Genomic DNA, 24,749 nt, shown 5'->3' with positions numbered 1-24,749 from the left:
CTTCCATGCGGGCGGTGGTGCAGCGCGTAACGAGCGCGCAGGTGGACATCGACGGAGAGACCGTCGGCAGCATCGGGCGGGGAATCGTCATCCTCCTCGGCATCGGCCATGAGGATACTGAAGATCAGGCCGAACGCCTCTGGAGCAAAATCGGAAGACTGCGCATCTTCGAAGATGAAAGCGGCAAGACGAACCTATCGCTTGCAGACGTGGGAGGCGAGGTGCTCGTCGTCTCGCAGTTCACCCTATTCGCCAGCTGCAAGCGGGGAAACCGTCCTTCGTTCACCAACGCGGGCTCGCCCGACGACGCCAAGCTCCTTTACGAGTGGTTTGTCGAGCGCGCACGCCGCGATGCGCGCCACGTGGAAACAGGTCGCTTCGGCGCGTATATGGATGTGTCCCTGGTAAACGACGGCCCGTTCACACTGTGGCTCGACACCGTCGAACTGTAGGTTCGACAGTGTCGAGCGCTAGAGAAGCATCCGCTCCCACTCGACCTCTTTGAAGCCCACGAGCACGAAGTCCTCCCCCACCACAATCGGGCGCTTGACCAACATCCCGTTCTCCGCGAGCAACGCACAGGCCTCTTCGTCGCGCATCCCCGCATCGAGAAGTGCCTTTACGTTGCGTTCACGGTAGAGCACGCCGCTCGTATTGAAGAAACGGCGCACGGGAAGACCGCTCTTTTGGTGCCACGCCATCAGCTCCTCGGCAGTCGGGTTGTCCTCAACGATATGGCGACTCACGTACGCCACGTCGTGCGCATCGAGCCACATATTCGCCTTCTTGCACGTGGAGCACTTTGGATACTCCAAGAACAGCACGTCGTTCACGACAGCCTCCTTTCCCACGAACTCATACTAGCAAATCTCCAGAGCGGTCGTTTCTTTCGTAGAGCCGCGAATTGTAAAACCGCAGCACCGATATCGCCGCAAAAAAACATCCGGATTTCCCTTGACACAATGCTTATCGTGATTATAGTGTGCATATCGGGTATATACACCATGCACGGTAAAAGTGCATGGCCACCCGAATCAGAGGGGATGAGGAACGTGCTCGGCCCCTCTCGGTGCGAAGCGGGACGCCGCGACGTACCACCCGAGCACCGCGGGACGCCGCGATGCTCGCACACCGCGCCAACGCTGCAGGGACCGCACGGCGGGCACGTTCGACGCGAGCGGCGCCAGCAAGCAGCGATGGGTAGACCGAACAGGAGCACCGTTGGACATCATCATCTCGAACGCAAGCGATAAGCCCATCTACGAGCAGATAACCGCCCAGATGAAGAACCTCATCCTCAGCGGAACGCTCGCGGAGGGCGCCCAGCTTCCCTCGATGCGCGCGCTGGCGAACGACCTGCGCATCAGCGTCATCACCACGAAGCGTGCTTACGCCGACCTCGAGGCCCAAGGGTTCATCGAGACGGTGCAGGGCAAGGGAAGCTTCGTCGCCGGCGGCAACATGGAGCTTCTGCGCGAAGAGCGTCTGAAGCACATCGAGGAGCTGATGGCGCGCGCGCTGGACGAGGCCCGCAGCGCGGGCGTCGCGCCGAGCGAGCTTCACGACATGCTCGACCTCCTCATGGAGGACTGATCGGACATTCCGACCCGCCATGCCGGATATCCAGACCGTTCGACCACGGAAGAAAGTGACGACTGATGAGCGATCTTTTGCGCATACAGAATTTGGAAAAGCACTACGACGGCTTCGATCTCGAAGACGTGAACCTGAGCGTGCCGGCCGGCAGCGTCGTCGGTTTCATCGGCTCCAACGGCGCCGGCAAGACCACCACTATCAAAGCCGTCCTCGGCCTCATCGAGCCCGATGCCGGCACTGTCTCGCTATTCGGCGAGGAGACCGTCGGCGCCCCTCAGAAGCGCCTCGCAGAGCTGAAACAACGCATCGGCGTGGTATTCGACACGTGTTCGTTTCCCGAAGAGCTTACCGTGAAGACCGTGGGCAAACTCATGGCCCAGTGCTATGAGAATTGGAATCCCGGTTCGTTTCGCTCGTTCGCCAGAACATTCCAACTACCCGAGGACAAGGCGGTGAAGGATCTATCCCGCGGCATGGGCATGAAGCTTTCGCTGGCGTGCGCGCTGGCTCACGATCCTGACCTGCTCATCCTCGACGAGGCCACTGCCGGCCTCGACCCCATGGCCCGCGAAGAAGCACTGGATACACTGCGCATGTTCATGAACGAGGATGGGCGCGGCATTCTCATGTCCAGCCACATCACAAGCGATCTGGAGAAGATCGCCGACTACATCGTATGCATCGACGAGGGCAACATCGTGTTCTCGGTGGAAAAGGACGCTATCACCGACGTAGCAGGAGTGGCGCAGTGCCGCGCGGCCGAGTTCGACGCCATCGTCGACAGCGGCTTTTTCACACGAGGCACTCTGCATTTCGAACGCAGTGCCTACGGCACGGCCGTGCTCGTGCCCGATCGTCAAGCGTTCGCTGCACGCTTCCCGCAGGTGGCGATCGAGCGCAGCGAAATCGACACCTACATGTCGCTCATGCTGAAGGGAGAAACCCGATGAAAACCATGCTCATGTTCGACTTGCTCACCGGCAAGAAATACCTGCTTTCCCAGCTTGTCACCGGAATGATCGTAGCCGTACTCATCGGCACCTTCATGGGAAACGTGTATACTGCGCTCGTGCTGCTCACGGTGCTGATACCGTTCACGCTCGTGTTTACGATCATCAGTCTCGACGAGCGCAACAATTGGCAGTCGCTGCGCCTCACGCTGCCTTTGTCCCGCACCGACATCGTGCTCGGCCGCTACGCCAGCGCGCTTCTGTTCACCATCTGCGGCCTGGTGCTGGGGTTTGTGGCTGTCGGCATCGTGTTCGCCCTCTCGCTCGTGCTGCCCGAGGTCGTATCGTTCGAGGATATGATGGGCGACTTCGGCTGGCAGCCGCTCGTACTCGTATCCGTAGGCGGACTCGGCATGATGCTGATCATGCTGTCCATCATCCTGCCCATGACAACACGTTTCGGGATGACGAAAGCCGTGCGCTACGTTCCTCTGCTCTTCCTGCTGTTCATACCCCTGGGATACGTGGCCGACCTCACCGGCTTCGCATCGCAGCAATTCGTACTGGATTTCGTGAACTGGGTGAAATCGCCTGAAGGCTCGCTCCAGCTGACGGCGCTCGTCGCTGTGGCGACCTGTGCCATCTACGCAGTATCGGGCGCGATCTCGCTCAAGCTCTACGAGCATCGGGAGTTCTAAGGGTGCGTCTGCCCGCCGCGCTCCTTTTCCGCACCAGCTTTTGCCCTGTGCCGCCCGTGCTTCCGCCAGCGCGCCCGCTGTTTCCGGCCGAGCCTGCTGAAATTCCGACCGGATTCTCCTTCGCTTTTGCCCGGACATATGCGCGGGTGTTTCTTGCAGAATTGTAAGTTGCGGACAAGCGGCAGGTAAGGTTGCCTTAAGACACGTTTGCCATACTGGACAGCAGAGCAAACGCTTCGAGAAAGGCAATGCTATGGCACGCGCGACGACATCGCATCAAGGAGGCACGGCAAGGTTCATCGGAAGCTCGCGCCCCGCCCGCGTCATGCGGGCGGCTCCCGTCCGGCAGCGCCACCTCGATCCGGCGCGTGCGCTCAAACGCCTCTTGGCATTCGTGCTCGTCGGCCTGCTCCTCGTGTTGCTCGTGTTCGTAGCGCGCGGCTTCCTTTTGTACCACGATGCGCTCGCCGAGACGAGCCTCGAAGACATGGCCGCCGCCATCGAGGGAAGCGAGCTGTTCACACCGATCGGCGAACTGCCCGATCTGTACGTACAAGCCGTCGTATCCGTGGAAGATCATCGCTTCTACGCGCATCCCGGCATCGACCCTATAGCCTGCCTCCGCGCGCTCGTCCACGATATCCAGGCCGGATCGATCGTCGAAGGCGGCAGCACCATCACGCAGCAGCTTGCGAAAAACCAGTACTTCACCCAAGAACAAACCGTCGATCGGAAGATCGCCGAAATGTTCATGGCGTTGAGCATCGAGCAGCATTTCTCGAAGCGCGAAATCCTCGAGCTGTACGTGAACTCCATCTACTTCGGTGACGGCCTGTACGGCGTGGGTGCGGCGAGCGTCGGATACTTCGGAGAAGATGCGGCCGCACTCGACGCCTGTGAGTCCACGATGCTCGCCGGCATCCCGAACGCGCCGTCGGCCTATGCGCCGACGGCAGATGCAGACCTTGCTCGCGAACGGCAGCAGCAGGTTCTCGACAGGCTCGTGGCCTGCGATTATCTGGATGTCGCCGAAGCTCGTCGCATCGGCGGAACGTGCAGCGTATGAGGGATGGAGCCGCTCGAACGCCTGCCCCTATCCCGCAAGCAACACCAGCTGTATCTTTGAACACATCTGCACCGTCTCAAGCGGCGCGATGGTGATGTGGCCCAGGCGATACCGCTCATCACAAAGCCTGTGAGGGTTAAGCAAACAGCCTGTGAGGACTCGATCTTGCTAAATGTCGAAAGTTTTACGTTTTGTCGCCCGTTTGGTGTCGACTGATACTATTCTGTACGCATGGCCTTTCAAGAGAAGCTCCTGAACGCATACAACAAGGTACGCACGAGGGGGGGGGACGACCCCGCTCGCAAGAAACGCGTATACTGGGCGTGTTATACGCTCAGCTTTATTGTTGTCGCCTTCATCGTCCTTTTCGTGTACCCCTCAAACGGGCGATCCATCGTCTGGAGCGTCGACGGACTTGAGCAGTACTATCCGTATTTCGTCTACGAAGGGCAATGGCTGCGAGAGATATTCTCGAACCTGCTTTCCGGGCAGGGCTGGCAGGTGCCGCTCTGGTCCTACACGCTAGGCTACGGAAGCGACATCCTGGCAACGCTCGATGTCATCTTCGACCCGTTAAACCTGCTTTCAGGGCTCTGTCCCGAGCAATACTCTGAGTACCTCTTCCAGTTCCTCGTGGTGTTCAGGCTCTACCTCGCAGGAGCTGCGTTTTCGCTCTTCGCTTTCAGGTTCGGCACCGGACGCTTCCCCACCCTCCTTGCGGCCCTACTGTACGCGCTCTGCGGTACGGCACTTGCCGTGACGTTCTGGCCGGCGGGCGCTTGGCCGATGGTGCTATTCCCCTTGCTGTTGCTGGGCGTTGAGAAGATCTTGGCAGGCGAGCGGCCCTTCGTGTTCATCCTCAGCGCGGCTGCGCTGTTTATCATCTCGTATTATTTTTCGTATATGGCCTGCCTGTTCCTTGTCCCCTACTGCGCGGCGCGCGTGATCGTCGTGAAGGGGCGCATGGGCATCGGATGCTTTGCGCTGTGGGCGCTTCGGTTTATGGCTTTCTTATGCGTCGGCATCCTCATTGCAGGAATATCACTCGGACCTGCGCTCGTCGGCCTCTTCGGTAACGAGCGCTTTGTCGAGGGCGGCGTCACGGTGCCTGCACTGTATTCTCCGGATTTCTACTTTTCGACTATCGCGGGTTTTATGAGCACGACGGGCGTGGGAAGCGACTGCTACATTGGATTTGGCGGTTTGGCGTTCCTTGCCTGCGTACTGTTGTTCACGCAGCGCAAACAACACCGGTTGCTGAAATGGTGCTTCGTAGCTCTGGTTGTCGTACTGTTTCTGCCGGTGTGCGGAAGCGTGCTCAATGGCTTCAACTACGCAACAAACCGCTGGGTTTGGGCGTTTGCGCTGCTCGTCTGTTTTATCGTGGCCAAAATGCTTCCGAACTTGCTTGCGGTCGGTTCTCGCGAGGCGAAAGCGCTCGTGGTTGCATCGCTTGTCTTCGGCATATTCACCATCCTCGTGCCGCAAGCCCGGACGGAGCAGACCGTTGCCGCGTGCGTCGTACTGACGGCAACCTTGATGGTCGTCATCCAAAAGGGCTTGTCCGAGCAAACGCGCCAGATGGGCATCGTCGCGTGTCTCGTAGCCGGCCTGGCCTGCAACGCATTCTACTTGGTGTCTCCCGAAGAGGGCGGCATCGGGAAGTCCTCGACGCCTTTGGGAACTATGTACCAAAGATTGACTTCGCAATCGCCCAACATCCTGGTGGCCAACCTGGATGATCAGGGGACGTGGCGCTACGACGCAGATCCTTCGACGCTGGCGCGGCTGCGTAATGACAGCGCGGTTCTCGGTTTGTCCGGCATCGATTTCTACAACAGCTTCTACAATAGCTACATCGATGCATACCATACTGAACTGGGAGTTTCCGAAACTAATATCAATTTCTCCTACCGGGACACCGGAGCGCGGGCCATCTTGGACACGCTGGCGGGCGTAAAATACTTCCTCGTTCCCGCAGGAGTGCAGCCGCCTTATAGCTACGGCAACGACGAGCCCGTGGCAACCGGCAAGATCGTCGACAAAAACTACGAGGTGTACGAAGCGGAGCATGCCCTGCCGCTCGCCTTCGTCTATGACGCGCAGGTGCCCCGCTCGGTCTATGACGGACTCTCCCCCGCGCAGCGTCAGGAAAGCCTGCTTCAAGGCGTCGTGCTCGAAGACTCGACGCTTCCCGAAGCACAGCTCAATCTCGAATCGCGCGAACTCGAAACATCCTATACGCCCGGCTCGGGCGTCACGGTGGAGGATGGCGCCATTCGCGTGACATCACCGGGTGCAACGTTGCAGCTCACGTTCGAGGGACTCGCCGACAGCGAGACCTACCTGTATGCCGACGGCCTCAGCTACGAACCCGTCTCGCCTTTGGATTCAGTCAGCGCAGAAACATTTGCGGCCATGACCTGGCACCAGAAAGCAAAGCTGTACAAGCAAAACCTCGAGTGGACTGCGCCAACCGACTATTTCATCAAACTCGCATCCGACAAGGGAACCGCAACCCGCCAAATCATCAACTCCGTAGAAACGTGGCATATGTACGGCGGGAAAGATGAGTGGCTTGTGAATATGGGGTACTCAGACGAAGCGCAAAGCTCCATCACCCTGACATTCAACCAGGCGGGAATCTACCGGTTCGACACGTTGGGCGCCGTCTGCCAGCCCATGGCATCGCTCGACGACCACGTTTCAGAGCTCGAGACCACCCCCGTTGAGAACCTGCGGTTCGGCACGAACGAGATCACCTGCTCGGTAGATGCAGCCAAAGAAGAGGCGCTGTTTTTGAGCGTCCCCTTTTCTTCGGGGTGGAGTGCAACCGTCGACGGCCAGCCAGCCGAGCTCAAACGAGCGAACACCGGGTTCATGGCGCTTGAGCTTCAACCGGGACAGCACGAGGTGAAGCTGACGTTCATGACGCCCGGCCTGGAAGCGGGAGCTTTGGCTACGGGCGCAGGCGTGATAGCGCTCGGAGCTGTCGTCATCGGCTATCAGGTGCTCCGTCGCACAAGACAGCACCCCGACGCGAAGGCATCCATATGATCAGTTTCAACATACCCCCCTGTATCGACACCGCATTCGACTATCTGCGACAATGCGTCGACGAGCACAAGATATGCGGTGACGGCACCTTCACCCATTGCTGCAGCGCGTGGATGGAGCATCGATTCGGCGCGCAGAAAGTGCTGCTCACCACCAGCGGCACCGCCGCTCTTGAGATGGCGGCACGCCTCTGCAACCTGCACGAGGGCGATGAGGTCATCCTGCCCAGCTTCACGTTCTCATCCACGGCAGATGCCGTCATCATGGCCGGTGCGACCCCGGTGTTTGTCGATATCCGCCCCGACACGATGAACATCGACGAGACGAAAATTGAAGCCGCCATCACCCCCTCCACGCGCGCCTTGTTCGTCGTGCATTACGCGGGGGTCGCCTGCAACATGGATGTCATCATGGACATAGCGGCTCGCCACGATCTCTACGTGGTCGAAGATGCCGCCCAGGGCGTGATGAGCTCGTATAAGGGGCGCGCGTTGGGAACCATCGGCCACTTCGGCTGCTTCTCCTTCCATGAAACCAAGAACTATTCCATGGGCGAAGGCGGCGCGCTGCTCATCCGCGACGAACGCTTCAACGAAGCCGCTGAGATTCTGCGCGAGAAGGGCACGAATCGCTCGAAGTTCTTTCGCGGGCAGATCGATAAGTATACGTGGGTCGATTACGGAAGCAGCTATCTGCCGGCCGACCTGAACGCCGCCTACCTGTGGGCGCAACTGGAGCAGGCCGATGCCATCAACGACAACCGGCTCGCAACCTGGAACGCCTATTGGGAGGCGTTTGCCCCGCTCGCCCAGGCAGAGCGGGTTGAACTGCCCGTCGTGCCAGACGACTGCGTCCATAACGCCCATCTCTTCTTTCTCAAGTGCGCCAACCTGGCCGAGCGAACGGAGCTGATAGCGCACCTGCGAGCATGTGGCGTGCAGGCGGTGTTTCACTACGTCCCTTTGCATTCTGCGCCCGCCGGCTTGAAGTTCGGCCGCTTCTCCGGCATTGATCGGTTCACCACACGCGAAAGCGAGCGGCTCGTGCGCCTGCCGCTATACTACGGTCTGGAAGAAGCAGATCGTGCGCGTGTGATCGCCGCCATCAGAAGCTTTTACGCCGACCGAGGACGGTGCGACTGACGCCATGGCTGACTCCTTGGTTTCCTGCGTTATACCCTGTTACTGCTCTTCGGCAACCATCAGTGCGGTTATCGAAGAAATCGAGCGGGCGGCTGCGCTGCGCACCGACTATGATCTCGAAATCATACTCGTGAACGACGGCTCGCCCGATGACGGCGCCACAGCACGCGCCATCGCTACCCTGGCAGAGCAATCAGCGCGCATCGTGGCCATCAATCTGGCGCGAAACTTCGGCCAGCACGCCGCCATCATGGCAGGATTCGCCCAGGTGCATGGCGACATCGTGGTATGCCTCGACGATGACGGCCAGACGCCCGCTGACGAGATGTTCAAGCTTGTGGACAAGGTGGCCGAGGGATACGACATCGTGTACGCCAGCTACAGCGGCCACAAGCAGCACAACATCTTCCGCAACATGGGCAGCAAATTCAACTACTGGTGCAATCATGTCCTCATGGGCATCCCGCGCGATCTGGAGCAGACGAGCTATTTCGCCTGCAAGCGCTTCGTCGTGGATAGCGCGCTGCGCTACGAGAACCCGTATCCCTACATTGAGGGGCTGCTGTTCCAGGCGGTACAGTCATACTGCAACGTCCCGATCGTCCACCGTGCGCGCGAGGTGGGAGCATCGGGATACAGCCTGCACAAACTCGTGAGTCTGTGGGCAAATGGATTCACGGCGTTCTCCGTCGTGCCTCTGCGCATCGCCACCATCGCAGGCCTCCTGTTCGCCGTCGTTGGCTTTGTACTGACGGTGGTGCTGATCGTACAGAGACTGCTCGATCCCTCCACCAACGAGGGCTGGACCTCGCTCATGGCGGGACTTTTGGTCATAGGAGGCCTCATCATGTTGCTGTTGGGCGTGCTCGGAGAGTACGTCGGCCGTATCTACCTGAGCCTGAACAAGATCCCGCAGTATGTGGTGCGCGATGTTCACGATCGCCGCCCCGCAACCCATCGCGAAGGCGAGGAATAGTCGCGAGATGGCGCAACCGGGACGCATAAAGATGCTGCTGGGCCTCCACGTGTTGCTCGGCATTTACGCATTGAGCGATGTGTGCAGCAAGTATGCAGCCGGCGCTGGATTCCCCGATTTTACGTTCTTTCTGTTCTACGGCCTGATGCTCATGTTTCTGGGCATCTATGCGCTGGGATGGCAGCAGATCATCAAACGCATGTCCCTTTCCAGCGCCTTCGCCAACCGCGCCATCACCATCGTCTGGGGCATTTTTTGGGGAGCGGTGTTGTTCGGAGAAGCGGTAACGCCGGGCAAGCTTGTCGGCGCCGCCGTCATCATGGTCGGCATCGTACTGTTTGCGCGTGCCGATGCATCCAACGACGAAAACGACCAGCCGGGTATAACCGATGCTCCTTCGCTCCCGCATGCTGAAGAGCATGGCGAGGGCGATGGATCACGCGAGAAGTCCGGTGATGCCGCATGAGCCAGACCGAGCTTTTCTATGCTGGCATCATGCTCGTCAGCGTCTTCGTGGCATCGGTCAGCCAGGTGATGCTGAAGAAGTCCGCCGAGCGCCCACGGGAGAGCCGCATACAAGAGTATCTCAATCCGCTCGTCATTGCAGCCTACATCCTCTTCGTCGGCTGCACGCTTGTCACGGTCATTGCCTACCGGGGCATCCCGCTCTCGTTGGGACCGGTGCTTGAGGCCACCAGCTATGTATACGTGACCGCCTTCGGCGTGTGGATATTCAAAGAAAAGCTCGATCGCCGTAAGCTGGTTGCACTCGCACTTATCCTCGGCGGCATTTTCATTTATGCGTTTTTCGGATAGGAGACGAAACAATGACGGGCAAGCTTGCGATCATCGGCGCCTCGGACTTCCAGAATCCGCTTATTTTAAAAGCCCAGGAGAAGGGATTGGAAACTCATGTATTCGCTTGGGAAGCAGGCGATGTAGGCGAGCGCACGGCCGACGTATTCCACCCCATCAGCATCGTGGAGCATGAGGCCATTCTGGACGCATGCCGAAGCATCGGCGTCGACGGCATCTGCACCATCGGCTCCGATTTAGGCAGCATCGCCGTCAACTACGTTGCCTGCGCGCTCGGCCTCCCCGGCAATTCGATGGAATGCACCCGCGTCTCCACCAATAAATACCTCATGCGCGAACGCTTCGATGCGTGCGGCGTGCCGAGCCCTCGGCATGTGGTCGTGCATCGCGGTGAGACGCCCGATCTCTCCGCGATGGAATTTCCCCTTATGGTGAAGGCAACCGACCGCAGCGGCAGCCGCGGCATCAACCGTATCGATAGCATAGCCGAGCTGGATTGGGCGCTCGACGAAGCGTTTGAAGCAGGGTTCAACGGCACGGCCCTTGTCGAAGAGTACATGGAGGGCCGGGAGTTCTGCGTCGAGCACTTCAGCTGGCGGGGCGAACATCATTTCATGGCGCTGACCGAGAAGTGGACGACGGGGCACCCTCGCTTTATCGAGAGCGGACACCTGCAACCGGGACGGGTGAGCCCAGAGGTCTTAGACGAAATCAAGCGGGTGTGCTCGGCCGCGCTCGATGCCATGGGCATGACGCAGGGGGCGTCGTGCCCCGAGGTCATGGTCATGCCTGATGGCACCGTGAAGATGGTGGAAGTGGGAACACGCATGGCCGGTGATTATATGGGAAGCCATGCCGTACCGCTGTCCACCGGCATCGATTATGTCGGCGCCGTCGTGGATGCCGCACTCGGCATCGAACCCAACCTGAAGCCGGTCACGAAACCGCACCTGCATGCCATCATCAAGTTCGTCATCGACGAGCAGGATGCCGACATCGTGCGCGCTGTGCAGCGCGAACATCCCGAATGGGTAGCGCTTGCAACCGAGATCGGTCCCTTTGACCATGCGTGCACCGACTCTTCCACGCGATTCGGATGCCTGGTGTTGGGAACGGATGGAACCGAGGATCTGGAAGCCCTCCGACTGGGTGTGCAGTAGTAAAGCTCAACGCGATCGAGCGACATGCGGCTCTTTGTATTTGATGGAGGGGCGGCACGGTCCGAGCACGAGGCTGCGTTTTTGATAGCATGGGTTTTATGAAGTCCCGTTACCGCACGAATACCCGCTGCCCAACCCGCCCGTTGCGCAGAGCCTCGGGACGTCCCGCCCCCGTCCCACGACATCACACCGAGGCTACGCGACGAGTGTGGCGCCTGCCGGCTTTTGCGCCCTTTGCCCTTGCGGGCCTCATGCTGCTCGCCCTTATCGTTTTCCTGTCCACCTGTATGCATACCCCATCCGACCAGCCGAACGACGGGCCCTATGTAAGTCCCTACGACTGGAACGGCTTGACAGCCAACGGCGACCGGCTTGCCTATTACGAAGGGGGTGCGTTGTGCTCCGATCTTGGCGTGGACGTGTCGGATCATCAGGGTGACATCGATTGGCAGGCCGTCGCACGCGACGGCATCGATTTTGCCATCGTCCGTCTTGGCAACCGTGGCTACACCGAAGGCGCCCTGTACGCCGATGAACAGGCCGCCGCCAATTTGGACGGTGCCGCAGCCGCCGGCCTCGAAACGGGCGCATACTTCTTCTCGCAGGCCACAACGGAAGACGAAGCGCGCGAGGAAGCCGAGTTTGCGCTTGCGCTGCTTGACGGACGCTCGCTCCGCCTGCCCGTCGTTTTCGATCACGAGCCGGTGCCGGACGCAGCGGGACGAGCAAACCGCATAATGGGCGATGAGCTGACGGCGTGCGCTCGCGCATTCTGCGAGCGCATCGAGCAGGCGGGCTATGCAACCATGATCTACGGGAACAAGCAGGACATTGCACGCTTCGGCAGCAACGCGTTCGGCAATCGTCCGGTCTGGTTCGCCGAATACGACGTCGCCGTCCCCACGGGACAATTCGACTTTGACCTGTGGCAATACACGAACGGCGGCTCGGTGGCGGGTATTCTCACAGCCGTCGATCTCAACATTCGGTTCCTGGCTGGCTGAATTCGCCCTCCAAGCAGCCCCGTGCCCCGAGCACCCGTTCGCACCGAGGCATCGCAACGCACGGCGTGCCACATCGTGGAACACCGGTTCCGCATCGTGGCTCCACGCCGTTGTATCCGCCCCTGCGCCTTTCTATACTCCCTGATAACGCAAGCAAAAGAAGCGCTGCGAATCGTGAGGAAAGGGGCAATCATGGAAAACGCAAAGACGCAGGGACTGTCGCGCAGGAACTTCCTCGGAACAGCGGCCGCCGGTCTCGGTGCGCTTGCAGTCAGAGGGTTGGCCGGATGCGCACCGCAGGCAGCAGGCGGCGACAGCGCACGCAGCGGAGCATCCGCTGCCAACGTCAGCTGGGACGACGAATACGACGTCATCGTGTGCGGCGTGAGCCAGAAATGCTTTCGGCTGTCGCCGCATGGCATCCAATGAGCACGCCTCGCTCGCCCAAGAAGACAACACGAACTGACCTGCGGAATATCAAAGGTGACTGAGCATAGACGGGCGCCGGTTCTGGCCGTTTTTTCTGCACGGCAGCAGACGGCGCGCGAAGAGACGGGGGCCGGGCGTATGGACAGCGGGACAGCCGGGCGTATGGACAGAAATGGTAGGAAGAACGCGATTCTGTAATGCGAAACATGCGAAACGACGATGGTAAAGCGTGTTGCCGGTATATTCTTCGCCTGCAAAGCAAAAACAACTGTTCGCGCGTGAAGCACTCCAAATCGCACGTGAAACAGGTTACAGGATTGCGTCTTTTCTGCCATCTTCGCCCAATTTCGGCGGCAGCACACGCAACAACCGATCAAGCGAAGCGAGTCCCCCAGCCCCGCACGCCCCAAGGACTTCCTGCACGGCTTCCGCAACCCCGAGCCCCCTGAGGCGGAAAGGCCCGGCGCGATCCCGGGAGCAAAGCGACGGTCGCGCCGGGCCTTTCCGCCTCAGGGGAGTTCGCAGGTTGGGAGCTATTGATCCCGAAGCTGCACTTTTTACAGCGCTTCGTCAGGAAGCGCAAGGAGTACCGAACTCGCAGCACGCAGCAGCGGTTCGCTGCTGCTCTGCGCAACCGCCGCCGCAAAACGCTTGGCAAACACGATAAACCGTTCCTGGTAGAACGTCTCATACGAACCGGCGGGCACAATATCGGCATCCTTGTTGACAACGCCTGCGCAGTCCAGACACAGGTATTCGAGAAACTCGAGCTCTGATCCAATATGATCAAGCGGCTCGTTCGTCTGCTCAGGACGGTCCACGCCGCAGGCCTTCATGAAGCGCTCGACTGCCATGGACTCCTTATTCACGAACAGCACCGGCGTGACACCCACCTCTTCCGCATACCATATGCCCGCATAGGGGGACACGATTGCATGCGGCGCGCCCACGAACAACCGCGTGTATTCCACGCGCAGCGCATGAAACAGCTCTTCGACATCGGCCCCTTGATAGGCGGCCAGCGTCGCGCGCACATCGGACACAAGGCCCTCGTCAAGTCCGACCGCAGCCATCGCCTCGCACAGCACGTCGGCATACGCGCCGGTTGTAAGCACTTCAACCGTTTCTCTCTGATAGTAGAGATAAGCAAGCGAAAGCGTCTCGAACAGCTCCGCTTTATCAATCCAATGCTCTTGCATCATTGCGTAGCCTCCTTGGAAGTGCTGATCATGGCCGATGCCGCGCCGTACTCCGGCAGTCCGACCCGTCGGTCAAGTATGAAGCGTCTCGTTCTCAGTACCAGATATGCTGCAAAGATCACTACGTAAAACCCGAATCCGACAAGCAGATCGGTGGCCCCCGCCCTCAGGGGAACCAGCATATACCCAAGCAGGTGTACGAAAACGAGCAGGAAGAAGGGGTAAACGAGCCGCTGGATGCGCTTCCACGTTCGGGCGTCCATGCGAACGGACAGCGCCTTAATCGATGTCACGGCAAGCACGCCAAGCAGGAAGAGCAGCACAACAGCCAAAGCAAGCGACATCTGCACGCTCGGCTTGAGGGAGAATACCGCGCCCGCCATGGCGAGGTAATTCGCCAGATAGGGAACGGCGTGGGCCAGCATGAGGATGGCGCCGATAATGGACAGCTCTCCCCTCACGGGTCCCAGCGCCCGGCGCACAACCGATTTGCGATCAAAGACACCGACGAACATGACGAGAGCCAGCATCGAGAACCCCGGATGCCCCTTCTGAATAGCATAGGCAAGTGCACGCACCATGCCGCCCGGACTGGGGTTGAACGTGAAGTACATGCCGACGGCGGCCACGAGCGCCGCAAGGACATAGAACAGGACGGGGCGCTGTTTCACCGCACCCCTGAACACCACGGCGAAGACGACAACAAGGGTCGCCGAAACGATCTGGCTCATCGCGGATCACCTCTTATCAGGGGGCCGACCTGCACGGGAGGGTATCGCAGGTCGGCCCGGGGACAAACGCATGGCAGATGCATGCGCGGTCACGCTGTTACACGAGCAGGTACACGCTCGGCCCGGTGCCCGCGTCCAGCTGAAGCTGTTCGCACTCGCGGGAGGCAATCAGCTTCGAAAGGTCGGAGTCCGGATCATCCAAATCGCCGAACGTGCGTGCGCGGGCCGGGCACACTTCCACGCAGAAGGGCTGCTCGCCGTTCACCACGCGGTGATGGCAGAAGGTGCACTTCTCCACCGTGCCGGCGATATGCCCAGGCGCGCCCTCTCCGCCGAGAGCGAAATCGGTGTAATAGACCGGCTCGTCTTCCTGCAAGGTGCGCACCCCGTAGGGGCAGGCTTCAATGCACAGGTTGCAGCCGATGCACTTATCCAAATCCTGCATGACGATGCCGGTTTCCGCATCCCGATAGGTCGCCTCGGAAGGGCACACGCTCACGCAGGCTGGATTGATGCAGTGCTGGCAGGACAGGGTATAGGCGCTCATCTTGAGTTCGGGATAGGTACCCGACGGCGAATCCGGATTCTCTCCGCCTTCGTTGACCACGCGGTTCCACCACATGTTCTCGGGAAGGTTGTTCTCAACCTTGCAGCCGACGCAGCAGGTGTTGCAGGCGATGCAACGCTTCTTATCGATCGCCATTCCGTAATGGGTCATGGTTATTCAGCTCCTTCCCATGCGCGAATGTCGCAGAGCTCGTCCATGTAGCTTTGGTTCACCGCCACCGGGTCGTGCGACGAGGACGAAAGCTCGGACCAACCGCCTGCAAGGTGCTGATGGACCTGCCAGCTCTTCGGATATACGAGGGTGCCGGGCCGTACGGCCTCATTGAGCACCGCCATGGCCACCGCGTGGCCTCGATCGTTGTAGCATTCGACATGGTCGCCCGTCTTGATGCCCTTGGCGGCGGCATCGGCGGGGTTGATCTTCACCGTGGGCTCAGGGTCGAGTTCGCGAAGGATTCTGTTGTTGAACCACTGCCCGTGCACACGGAATCGCGGGCGCTCGGACAGCAGGACGAAGGGATACTTCTCGTGGAGAGGATTCTCGGGCCATGCCTCGGTCGGCGGGAAGAACCGCGGCAGGTGCTCGCGATTGACGTCGATCTGCTGGCCGTAGTAATCCATCGGAGTCGGCGCTTCGACGTAGAACTCCATTCGGCCGGACGGCGTCAGGAACTTCTTGTCCGTCCACCGCACAAGCGGATCGGGCGCCCACCGGATAGCCTTCTTCTCCTTCAACGCGTCGTAGCTGATGCCCAACGCCGCTGCAGCCTCCGTGTCCACGTATTTCTGCAGCCATTCGGAATCGCTCTCGGGGAACAGGTCGGCCATGCCCATCTTCTCTGCAAGCATGCGCATGATCTCCGTATCCGGCTTTGCTTCGAACGGAGGATCGATAGCCTTGTCGCAATGGACGACGTGGTTGTTGTTGCCGCTGCCCACGATATCCTCGTACTCGAAGAACTGGGCGCAAGGCAGCACCATATCCGAATAGCGAGCCGTATCGGTAAGCATGGAGTCGACGGTAACGATGAATTCGAACTTGTCAAACATCTTCTTTTTCGCATTGCTGTCGACGAACGTGCACAGCGGATTGCCCTGGTAAACCCAAAGCGCCTTGATGACGATGTCTTCGCCCATGTACGTGCCCGTCTCCATAACCTCGGGCATGATCAGGTTGGATATTGTCGGCGACGTTACCGGAGTCGCCGGAGCGCTCAGCGTTGCATCGAACCCGGTGAAACCGTTGATATCCGCGCATCCATAGATTTTGCCGGGCTCGCACATCTGTCCCGTAATGGCCGCAAGGGCAGCCCCTGCATGATGAGGATGGACGCCGTTGTCGTATGCCTGCGGTCCCCAACCGACGCGATGCGTGACCGGTCCATCGGCTGCAAGGTGCGCGAGTTCGACAATGGTGGCAGCTGGAACTTCGGTGATGCCCTCTGCCACGTCTGGCGGATATTGAGAAGCTTCTGCCTTCAACAGGCTGTACGCAGTATGGCACGCAACGCCCTCGACGGTGAATTCGCCTTCTATCTCAGGGGCGGCGCATTCGGCGGACGATGCGGACGCACCGGCCACGCCATCCCATACGACGGCCGGATCGATCTTGGTCGGCTCTCCGGTGAGTAGATTGACGGGCCCCTCCGCAGGTTGAACGCCCACATCGCTCATACGCAAGAACATGCCCGTATCGTCGCGGACGAGGAACGGGGCAACGGTGTATTTCTGCATGAACTCGCGATCTATGAGATCTTCCTCTATGACCACTTGCATCATCGAAAGGATGAGCGCCGCATCCGCCCCCGGCCTGATGGGAACGAACTTTTGCGCTTTCGCAGCCATATGTGTAAAGATCGGATCGACGACGATGACGTTCGAGCCCGCCTCGATAGCATCAGCCACGAAATGCCATTCATGGATTTGCGCATCGGTGATATTGTTACCCCAGATAAAGATGTTTTTCGCGTTCTTCAGGTCGCGCGGATCGTTGCCCATCCACGTTCCCGCCCATCCCACGACGCGGTTCAAACCGATGGCATTGCTCAAGTCAAGGCTCGGCGCCATGGTGGAAGCATTGATGGAGCTGAAGAACTTGCTCGTGAAACCGCCGTTGATCGAACCATAATTCCCACTCACCGCGCATTTCATGACGGCTTGGTCGCCAAACTCTTCGCGATAGCTCGTGAACTTCTCGGCAATCTCGGCTATCGCGTCTTCCCAGCTGATGCGCTCCCATTCGTTCGCACCGCGTTCCCCGACGCGTTTGAGCGGATACTGCACGCGATCGGGGTCGTAGATGTTGGTCACATGTGAAAGACCGCGCAGGCAAATACGGTTGAATTCCGGGTTCGGATACGGCGCGGCCGACGTTTTTACGACTTTGCCTTCTCGAACATGAACCTTGAGCTGGCACCCGTGGAAACAGTTCGGCTTGCACACGCCGTTGAACACCTGTTCCTCCGCTTGCGAAGATGAGCCTTCTCCCGAAAGAGAATCGCCCGAAGAGCAGCCGATAGCGGTTCCAAGCCATGTCCCGCCCGCTACGGCGATGCTCGCCTTGAGGAAATTGCGCCGCGTCAGATTCGCGGTCGATGCTGCGACTGCAGACATTGCTTCCCCCTCCTTTTTCTTCATGTGCGCAATGCGCACCTGAGAAGAAGGCATATCCCCCATGATGGCAGAAGCCTTCCCCGTTCTCGTCTTGAAGGATTGGCCAATCCGCTTTTCATATGAAAACATGTTTTCATATGAAAAGTCAAGCTCCACCGATGGGTCCGATTATTCTATTTTGAGATAGAAATGCGCGCGACGACGGACCGCCGAAACGCGTAGCACCCGCGCGCCCTCAGCATGGACGCACCGGCCTCAGCGACGCCGATTACCATGTCGGCTATTCGCCCGCGATGCCCTTGCCCACCTGTTCGCCGAAGGAATCGCCCCACGAGCTGGGAACGACGACCGCGCCCCTGCCCTCTTTGACCCCCTCGTAAAGCAGGTGCATCTGCCGCAGCTGCATAGCCTTGTCGTCCTGATCGTACGCCGAGGCGATGCCGCCCATCATCTCGGAGATATCCTGCTCCGCCTCCATGAGCACCACGCGAGCCTTGCGCTTCTGCTCGGCCTGGGCCTCCATGGACATGACATCTTGCAGCTCCTTGGGCATAAGGATATCGCGGATCTCCACGGAAAGCACCGTGACGCCCCACGGGGCGACCTTGTCTTCCAGCAAGCGCTTCAACTCGCGGTCAAGCTGCTCGCGACGCGACGTGACCTCGGCCACGTTCGCGCGGCCGATGGCATCGCGCAGGATGGTCTGAGACGACTGAAGCACCAACAGCTCGTAATCGTCGACCACGGTGCAGGCCTTCTCGGTATCGTGCACCATCCAAAACAGCACGGCATCGACGTCAAGCGGGACAAGATCGGCCGTCAGCGTTTCTTCGGCTCCGAACGCAGTTGACCGAATGCGCTGGTCAACGCGCATAGTGCAATAGTCAACCAGCGGTACCGTAAAGAAGATGCCCGGGCCTTTGACGCACTTGAACCGACCGAGGCGCATGACCACGACACGCTCCCACTGCTGGGCGACATGCGTGCACGAAACCAGCAGCAGCGCGACAACCGAAGCGACGGCGACAGCCACGAAGCCAACGCTGCCCGCAAGCAGGAAGAAGGCAAGGCAGACGAGTCCGAACGCAATGAAGAACAGCGCCATCTGGAAGAAGTAGATGCCATTGCGCGAGGCGCGTTGCAGCGCCACGTCCTGTCGCCCGCTCGGAGACGCCTCGAAATGCGATGCCGCACTGCTGATGCGACGCTCTTTCTTGCTCGATCCCATAGGTCAGCTCCTTGTCGGCGGCGTCTTGTCGGACACCTGGCTTTTCTCGGTCTTGCGAATCTGCTTTCGCATGGCGGCCGCCACATCCTGGAGGGAAAGTCCCAGATCCATACACGCGGCTATGCACTCGTCGAGCACTTGTTCGACCGCCTGCGCATGCTCCTGGCTCATATCGGAATCAAAGTCGTTGACGAAAGCGCCGCGCCCGCGGATGGAGGTGATGTACCCGTCGTTCGCAAGGTTGACGTACACCTTGTTCACCGTGTTGTAATTGATGGACAGCTCGGAAGCCATGGCGTGCACCGTGGGAAGCTGATCGCCCGGCTTGTAGTAACCGGAGTTGATGAGGTGGACGAGGCGGTTGCGCAGCTGTATCCACAGCGGCACACCGCTTTCGTTGTCCATCTCGAAGGGGAACATGTCACTCCTTGCTTCTTGCCGTTTCGCCACAGTATAACCTTGCTCGAACAATCAAGCTGCGAAGACGATGCAGATTCTCAAACACAGCCCCCCGATGAGAACGAGCACGGCGGGAATGCACGGGTGGACATCCAGCCCCACCTTCCAGCGCGAAGCAAGCTCCATCGCAAGCGGCACCACGAGTCCCATCGCCACGAGCCCCGTCCAGAAAAGCGCCGCAAGGTCCCCCGTCACCAACGTCTCAACCGCTTCAGGAGCGCTCTGCTGGGAGGATGCGATGAAGACGGTGAGCACGATCAATTCGACCCCGATGAGCACCCCGTCAACTAACAGCACGGTACGCGCAGCGTTCCAAAACGGTGCGAGCAGCCGAAACGCCATCATCGCCAGCACAACCAAAGCGATGCCGCACGAAAGCGACGAAAGAACAAACAGAACGACGATCAGCGGCGACTGCCAGAAGACCGCATGTGGAATGATGCCGAGCAGAAGACCGGTGTACGACATAACCACACAAGCCGCAACGATCGCAAGCGCTGAGACGATGCGACAGAGCATGATGTTCGGTCTGAAATGCGAAAGCCATATGATCGCGAGGGCGGCATTCAATGCGATGCAGAGGCCGAGCCCATAGGCGCCGATGGAAACGACCGATACGTTCGGATTGAAGATGAGGCCAAGAATCGCGTCGGGACGAGCCATATCGAACACGAGACACAGCGCCGCGACTATGCAGATTGCCAAAGAGACGCAGTACCCGAGGCCGTAAAGACGCGCATACGATCCCCACGGCTGCAGGCGGCCCGACCCGTCGAGATCGAGATCTCGCGACGGCGAGAAGAAGCTTACAGCCGACAGGACGAAGAGCATGCCCGCGCCGGCGCCGCCCAGGAAAAGGTACGCGATGATGAGCGAGCTCGACACTTCCCCTCCTTTGTCCGAAGTGAGATTGTAACCCCTTATCGTGCGACGGCGCAAACCGGGGCGCATGAACCCACTCCCTTGACAGCGTTCGCACGCATGGTACACTGATCGCCGTTTCGCCGTCTTCCAAGGAGCTCTGTCTCGATGTTTCATGCATTTCTGTAACCGGTGACGTCTGCGCGCATGCCTGCCCATGCGCAACGTCTCGTTGCGCCCGAATTGCCAACGAGAATGGCTGGCAGAGCAGCCGCCGCAACCTCACACTGAAATGCATGCCGCGCCCGATCGACGCGGCCGCCTTCCCCATCGAAACACAAGGAGTTCTCCATGACCGAATCTCCCACGCTCATGAGTGCCGCCGGGCGCCCGCTGCCGAAGCGCTGGCTGACCGTGATCGCCGTCATCTGGGGCGGCCAAGCCGTCTCCATGGTGACCAGCTACGCCGCCGGATACGCCGCGGTGTGGTACATCACCGAGTCCACCGGAAGCGCGCTGGCGCTTGCCGTCGCCACCATCTGCGCCTACCTGCCGCAGGGACTGCTGTCGCCCTTCGGCGGCGTCATCGCCGACAAGTACAACCGCAAAACCGTCATGATCGCGGCCGACCTGGGAATAGGACTGGTGTCACTTGCGCTGGGCATCGTCATCCTCATGGGGCACGTGACCTTCGGCCTCATCCTGATCATGGTCATCGTGCGCAGCGTGGGGCAGTCGTTCCACGGGCCGGCCATGATGGCCGCCATGCCCCTGCTCGTGCCCGAGAAGCACCTGCTGCGCATCAACACGATGGACCAGCTGCTCATGTCCATCGCAAGCATCGGCGCGCCGGCGTTCGGCATCTTCCTGTACACCACCCTGGGATTCCATTCGGTCATGTTCCTGGACTTCTTCGGCGCGCTGGTGGCCGTGGCGGGCCTTGCGCTGGCGAAGATCCCCACCGTGCACGACGCGGCCACCGACAACCAGCACGTGCTCGCCAACATGCTCGACGGCTGGCGAGCGCTCGCCGCCACCCGCGGCCTGGTGGTGCTCATCGTGGGCATCACCATCGGACTCATGGCGTTCGCGCCGTTGAGCGCCGTGTTCCCGCTCATGACCTACGACCATTTCAACGGCGACGGGTACATGGCGTCGCTCGTGGAGGCGACCTTCGGCATCGGCATGATCATCGGCTCGGTCATCCTCATGGCCTGGGGCGGCGGCAGGCGCCTGGCCGGACTCATGGCCGTGGCGGCGCTGATCGTGGGCGCGACCACGTCCGTCTGCGGGCTGCTCACGCCGCAGATGTTCCCCGCGTTCGCGGTGCTGTGCGCCGTCATGGCCATGGCGTGCGCCTGGTTCAACGGCCCGCTCATCACGCTGGTGCAGAAGAACGTGCCGCCCGAGAAAACGGGGCGCGCGCTGGGCTTCACCACGGCGGCCATCGGCTTGGCGTCGCCGGTGGGCGTCGCGCTGGGCGGCGTCCTGGCCGAGGGCATCGGCATCGCGCCCTTCTTCGTGGTGGACGGCCTGGTGTGCATTGTGCTGGGCGCGGTGATATACCTGCCGAAGAGCGTGCGCGCGCTCGATTGCGACAAGGCGGCCACCGTGCGCGACGGCGCCGACGAAACCGCCGCGGGCTGACGCCGACCGCGTGCGAAGGGAAGGAGGCATCGTGGACAACGAACGACCCTCCGCCATGAACCTGCTGGTCGAGGTCCATGCGGGGTTGGAGCGGCAGGGGCCCGGCAGCACCGAGACGACGCTCAAGGCGCTGGGCTTTATCGACGGCATCGAGCGCATATCGAAGGTTGCGGACCTGGGATGCGGGACCGGCCCCCAGACGATGGTCCTGGCGAGCCGGCTGGCCGCGACCGTCGTCGGACTGGATATGTTCCCCGCGTTCATCGACGTGCTGACCGCGAGCGCCCGGGCGCGCGGCGTCGCGGACCGCGTGAAGGGGGTCGTCGGCCTGATGGACGACCTGCCGTTCGACCGGGAGTCGCTCGACCTCATCTGGTCGGAAGGCGCCATAGACAGCATTGGCTTCAAGAGGGGGCTTGCGCATTGGCACGGCTTCCTCAAGCGCGGCGGCTACGTTGCGGCCACCTGCCCCTCGTGGCTCACGGACGAGCGGCCCGCCGTCATCGAGCGCTTCTGGCTGGACGCCGGCAGCAGGCTGGACCCCGTCGAGCGCAACATCGAGGCCATGCAGCAATGCGGCTACGCGTTCGTCGCCTCATTCGCGCTGTCGGAGGCTTGCTGGACAGACAACTACTTCGCCCCGCGAGAGGCCGCCCTCGAGGGGCTGCTGAAGAAGTACCCCGGCGACGGGGCGGTGGAGGCCTTCGTCGCGGAAAACCGGCGCGAGGTGGACCTGTACGCGCGCTACCGGCGGCACTACGGGTACGTCTTCTATATTGGCAGGAAGATCTGACAACGGCTTCGCGGAAGGCGGCAGTGCTCGATGCCGCCTTCCGCCTACACGCGCAGCTTCACCATCTGGTCGCAACCACCCTGGACATGATCAGCCTACGGCACGTTCAACACGGACGCGTTCGCAGCGAGCAGCTGGTCCGCGCGCTCGCGCGGCAGCGACCCTTCCTCGACAAGCCGCTCTATCAACGCGCCATACGAGTCGCCCGGCGTCTCGCCCCTGCGGTCAAGCGCCGCAGGGTCGGCCCCCGCCGCGAGCAACACACGTATCGCCCGCTCTTGCTCGGCGCAGGCCGCTTCCACGCTATCGGGTTCCCAAAATCGTATGTCGCTTCCCTCGCATACCAAATGGAGCGCCGTAGAGCCGTCCGCATCGAGCAAGCTGGAAACGTTCGGATCAGCCCCTGCATCGAGCAGCAGCGCCAACATACGGGACGAGCTGGAACCCTCGCCGGCCGCGCGGATAAGGGTGTACTCAGCGTTGTACGGTTCTCCGTCCATGGAGAACAGCTGCAGCGGCTCGTTCAGATCGATCGACTTCTCGGCCGCCTCGGCCTCGCGCAGCACAATCTCAGCGCACTCGACATCACCGTACTCGACCGCACAGGTCAAAAGCGCTTCGAGCGACTCGGCGCCCGTCTCATCGAATGCGAGGGCATGCGCTTCGAAGCACGCTTCCAACCCCGCCGGGTCATGGCGGGTTATGGCTTGGGAGAATTCATAATATTGATCCCCCTCCACGTCGGCGGCGAGCGGAATCACCCAGACGACCGCAAACCATACGAGCACGGGAATGCTCAGCGCATACAACACAAGGGGGATGGCAATGAGTCCCTTGAGCTTCTTTCCCTGTTCACGACGTGTTTTCGTACGGCACGCGAACACGATGCCCACGATGGTAGCCGCCACGAACATCGCCAGCGCAACAAACACGACGCCCAAGATGACAATCGCAAGCGTCCCCATCACCGACAGCATGACCAGCACCGATATGCCACCCATCGCGACCTCTCTTCGACCCCGTGCCTGCAGAAGCGTCTGCCAGCATTCTATCCCAAGCGCGAGGGTCGCCTCCCCTGAACAGGCGAGTGCCTGAAAAGAAGCGCGACGGTTACGCCGCAAGAAGCTCTCGCACGTCTGCGAGCGAGGCCTCGACAAGTTCGAGATATCCTCTCCAAAACGCCGTCTTGCCCTTCTGCGCCGCTTGCGCCACAAACGCGCCAAACCAAGGCAGGACCGAGGAATCGAGGAATGACGTCAAGGCGTCCGCAGCGCGCTCGTCGCCTTCGGCGATGCGACGGGCCATACGTCCGACGAATTCGAGCTCGATGCCGAAGTAGTCGTGCCGGTTACCCACCTTCCCGCTCGTACCGAAGCCCGCCATCACGTAGTGCTTATTGACAGCGCACATCTCCGCGATGCCCACGCCGTCGCTCGACAGCCATGCGCCAGCATAGGGCGGCTTCGGTCCCGTCTGACGGTTCATCCCGCGAAACAGCAGCGTCCAATCGACTGCCAGCTCCCGTGCCACTTGGCTCATCGGTACGTTCGCACATTCGTCCGCGTACTGTCGCATCGCCTCGCAGCCGCTTGTCCCCCCATCATCGGGAACCGCACGCACGGCTGCCAATAGTTCGGTGATCGACGCCTCGTCAGGAGTCGTATTGGCCGTTTGGGCCAGAAAGTCGAACGTCGTCGAAACCCCCTCCCATAAGGCTCGATTCTGTGTCATTTCCTCCGTCTTTGTCATCGCTTCTC

General features: G+C 60.5%; 25 protein-coding genes. 15 read left to right on the top strand and 10 right to left on the bottom strand.

The features are described from left to right. Nucleotides 1-5: 5 nt before the first annotated feature. Entirely contained in the window at nucleotides 6-452 is a 447-nt protein-coding gene (gene dtd / locus C2L71_RS01535) for a D-aminoacyl-tRNA deacylase (protein ID WP_103264018.1), read from the top strand. Between the two features lie 18 nt (nucleotides 453-470). On the opposite strand, the gene C2L71_RS01530 is transcribed toward dtd, so the two are convergent. Next, a complete protein-coding gene (locus C2L71_RS01530; RefSeq protein ID WP_103264017.1) occupies nucleotides 471-833 on the bottom strand; it encodes an arsenate reductase family protein in 363 nt (120 codons plus the stop codon). Between the two features lie 388 nt (nucleotides 834-1,221). Between C2L71_RS01530 and C2L71_RS01525 the strand changes: the two genes are divergently transcribed. The 12 genes from C2L71_RS01525 (at nucleotide 1,222) to C2L71_RS01470 (ending at nucleotide 12,894) form a co-directional block, all read left to right on the top strand. Continuing rightward, complete coding sequence (locus C2L71_RS01525; RefSeq protein WP_103264016.1) at nucleotides 1,222-1,593, top strand: GntR family transcriptional regulator; 372 nt, start codon at nucleotides 1,222-1,224, stop codon at nucleotides 1,591-1,593. A 65-nt stretch (nucleotides 1,594-1,658) separates the two neighbouring features. Next, nucleotides 1,659-2,546: an ABC transporter ATP-binding protein gene (locus C2L71_RS01520; RefSeq protein WP_103264015.1), complete on the top strand. Its 888-nt coding sequence runs from the start codon at nucleotides 1,659-1,661 to the stop codon at nucleotides 2,544-2,546. Then, nucleotides 2,543-3,244 carry an ABC-2 transporter permease gene (locus C2L71_RS01515; protein ID WP_103264014.1) on the top strand — a complete coding sequence of 234 codons (702 nt, stop codon included), beginning with the start codon at nucleotides 2,543-2,545 and terminating at the stop codon, nucleotides 3,242-3,244. The genes C2L71_RS01520 and C2L71_RS01515 overlap by 4 nt, the downstream gene beginning before the upstream one ends. A gap of 253 nt (nucleotides 3,245-3,497) precedes the next feature. Beyond that, nucleotides 3,498-4,310 carry a transglycosylase domain-containing protein gene (locus tag C2L71_RS01510; protein WP_239926210.1) on the top strand — a complete coding sequence of 271 codons (813 nt, stop codon included), beginning with the start codon at nucleotides 3,498-3,500 and terminating at the stop codon, nucleotides 4,308-4,310. Between the two features lie 231 nt (nucleotides 4,311-4,541). Next, on the top strand, nucleotides 4,542-7,367 hold the full coding sequence (locus C2L71_RS01505; protein ID WP_103264013.1) for a YfhO family protein: 2,826 nt from the start codon (nucleotides 4,542-4,544) through the stop codon (nucleotides 7,365-7,367). Further along, nucleotides 7,364-8,509, top strand: coding sequence for a dTDP-4-amino-4,6-dideoxygalactose transaminase (rffA, locus tag C2L71_RS01500; RefSeq protein WP_103264012.1), 1,146 nt, complete (start codon nucleotides 7,364-7,366; stop codon nucleotides 8,507-8,509). Before C2L71_RS01505 ends, rffA begins: the two co-directional genes overlap by 4 nt. A gap of 4 nt (nucleotides 8,510-8,513) precedes the next feature. Then, nucleotides 8,514-9,485, top strand: coding sequence for a glycosyltransferase family 2 protein (locus tag C2L71_RS01495; protein WP_103264011.1), 972 nt, complete (start codon nucleotides 8,514-8,516; stop codon nucleotides 9,483-9,485). Nucleotides 9,486-9,492: 7 nt separating this feature from the next. After that, nucleotides 9,493-9,951 (top strand): DMT family transporter, encoded by a 459-nt coding sequence (locus tag C2L71_RS01490; RefSeq protein ID WP_187143222.1) that lies wholly within the window; start codon nucleotides 9,493-9,495, stop codon nucleotides 9,949-9,951. Next, the gene (locus C2L71_RS01485) at nucleotides 9,948-10,301 is read left to right on the top strand and encodes an EamA family transporter (protein ID WP_103264010.1); all 354 of its coding nucleotides are present in this window, start codon (nucleotides 9,948-9,950) and stop codon (nucleotides 10,299-10,301) included. Before C2L71_RS01490 ends, C2L71_RS01485 begins: the two co-directional genes overlap by 4 nt. 11 nt (nucleotides 10,302-10,312) lie before the next feature. Beyond that, entirely contained in the window at nucleotides 10,313-11,461 is a 1,149-nt protein-coding gene (locus C2L71_RS01480; protein WP_103264009.1) for an ATP-grasp domain-containing protein, read from the top strand. Between the two features lie 206 nt (nucleotides 11,462-11,667). Continuing rightward, nucleotides 11,668-12,465: a GH25 family lysozyme gene (locus tag C2L71_RS01475; protein ID WP_239926208.1), complete on the top strand. Its 798-nt coding sequence runs from the start codon at nucleotides 11,668-11,670 to the stop codon at nucleotides 12,463-12,465. Nucleotides 12,466-12,657: 192 nt separating this feature from the next. Continuing rightward, the gene (locus C2L71_RS01470) at nucleotides 12,658-12,894 is read left to right on the top strand and encodes a hypothetical protein (RefSeq protein WP_103264008.1); all 237 of its coding nucleotides are present in this window, start codon (nucleotides 12,658-12,660) and stop codon (nucleotides 12,892-12,894) included. Nucleotides 12,895-13,451: 557 nt separating this feature from the next. Here the strand turns inward: C2L71_RS01470 and C2L71_RS01465 are convergent. From C2L71_RS01465 to nrfD, 7 genes are all read right to left on the bottom strand, one after another. After that, nucleotides 13,452-14,096, bottom strand: a complete 645-nt coding sequence (locus tag C2L71_RS01465; RefSeq protein WP_103264007.1) for a TorD/DmsD family molecular chaperone — start codon at nucleotides 14,094-14,096, stop codon at nucleotides 13,452-13,454. Then, nucleotides 14,093-14,824, bottom strand: coding sequence for a ferric reductase-like transmembrane domain-containing protein (locus C2L71_RS01460; protein WP_103264006.1), 732 nt, complete (start codon nucleotides 14,822-14,824; stop codon nucleotides 14,093-14,095). Before C2L71_RS01460 ends, C2L71_RS01465 begins: the two co-directional genes overlap by 4 nt. Before the next feature lie 97 nt (nucleotides 14,825-14,921). Beyond that, nucleotides 14,922-15,542: a 4Fe-4S dicluster domain-containing protein gene (locus tag C2L71_RS01455; RefSeq protein ID WP_103264005.1), complete on the bottom strand. Its 621-nt coding sequence runs from the start codon at nucleotides 15,540-15,542 to the stop codon at nucleotides 14,922-14,924. Nucleotides 15,543-15,544: 2 nt separating this feature from the next. Beyond that, entirely contained in the window at nucleotides 15,545-18,004 is a 2,460-nt protein-coding gene (locus C2L71_RS01450; RefSeq protein ID WP_170042404.1) for a molybdopterin-dependent oxidoreductase, read from the bottom strand. 280 nt (nucleotides 18,005-18,284) lie between these two features. After that, nucleotides 18,285-19,232, bottom strand: coding sequence for a slipin family protein (locus tag C2L71_RS01445; RefSeq protein WP_103264003.1), 948 nt, complete (start codon nucleotides 19,230-19,232; stop codon nucleotides 18,285-18,287). A gap of 3 nt (nucleotides 19,233-19,235) precedes the next feature. Next, entirely contained in the window at nucleotides 19,236-19,652 is a 417-nt protein-coding gene (locus C2L71_RS01440; protein ID WP_103264002.1) for a GntR family transcriptional regulator, read from the bottom strand. 51 nt (nucleotides 19,653-19,703) lie between these two features. Further along, nucleotides 19,704-20,576, bottom strand: coding sequence for an NrfD/PsrC family molybdoenzyme membrane anchor subunit (gene nrfD / locus C2L71_RS01435; protein WP_157938914.1), 873 nt, complete (start codon nucleotides 20,574-20,576; stop codon nucleotides 19,704-19,706). Between the two features lie 327 nt (nucleotides 20,577-20,903). Here nrfD and C2L71_RS01430 point away from each other — a divergent pair, with 327 nt between their 5' ends. Both C2L71_RS01430 and C2L71_RS01425 read left to right on the top strand, forming a co-directional pair. After that, on the top strand, nucleotides 20,904-22,199 hold the full coding sequence (locus C2L71_RS01430) for an MFS transporter (RefSeq protein WP_103264000.1): 1,296 nt from the start codon (nucleotides 20,904-20,906) through the stop codon (nucleotides 22,197-22,199). A gap of 31 nt (nucleotides 22,200-22,230) precedes the next feature. Then, nucleotides 22,231-22,992: a class I SAM-dependent methyltransferase gene (locus tag C2L71_RS01425; protein WP_204600441.1), complete on the top strand. Its 762-nt coding sequence runs from the start codon at nucleotides 22,231-22,233 to the stop codon at nucleotides 22,990-22,992. 95 nt (nucleotides 22,993-23,087) lie between these two features. Here C2L71_RS01425 and C2L71_RS01420 read toward each other — a convergent pair whose 3' ends face one another. Both C2L71_RS01420 and C2L71_RS01415 read right to left on the bottom strand, forming a co-directional pair. Beyond that, nucleotides 23,088-23,993, bottom strand: coding sequence for an ankyrin repeat domain-containing protein (locus tag C2L71_RS01420; protein WP_103263999.1), 906 nt, complete (start codon nucleotides 23,991-23,993; stop codon nucleotides 23,088-23,090). 109 nt (nucleotides 23,994-24,102) lie between these two features. Next, complete coding sequence (locus C2L71_RS01415) at nucleotides 24,103-24,741, bottom strand: TorD/DmsD family molecular chaperone (protein ID WP_157938913.1); 639 nt, start codon at nucleotides 24,739-24,741, stop codon at nucleotides 24,103-24,105. Nucleotides 24,742-24,749: the final 8 nt, after the last annotated feature.

It is taken from the genome of Enteroscipio rubneri (assembly GCF_002899715.1).
Taxonomy (GTDB): domain Bacteria; phylum Actinomycetota; class Coriobacteriia; order Coriobacteriales; family Eggerthellaceae; genus Enteroscipio; species Enteroscipio rubneri.
Note: the sequence above shows the minus strand (reverse complement) of the source record. Positions and strands in the feature narration are given on the sequence as shown.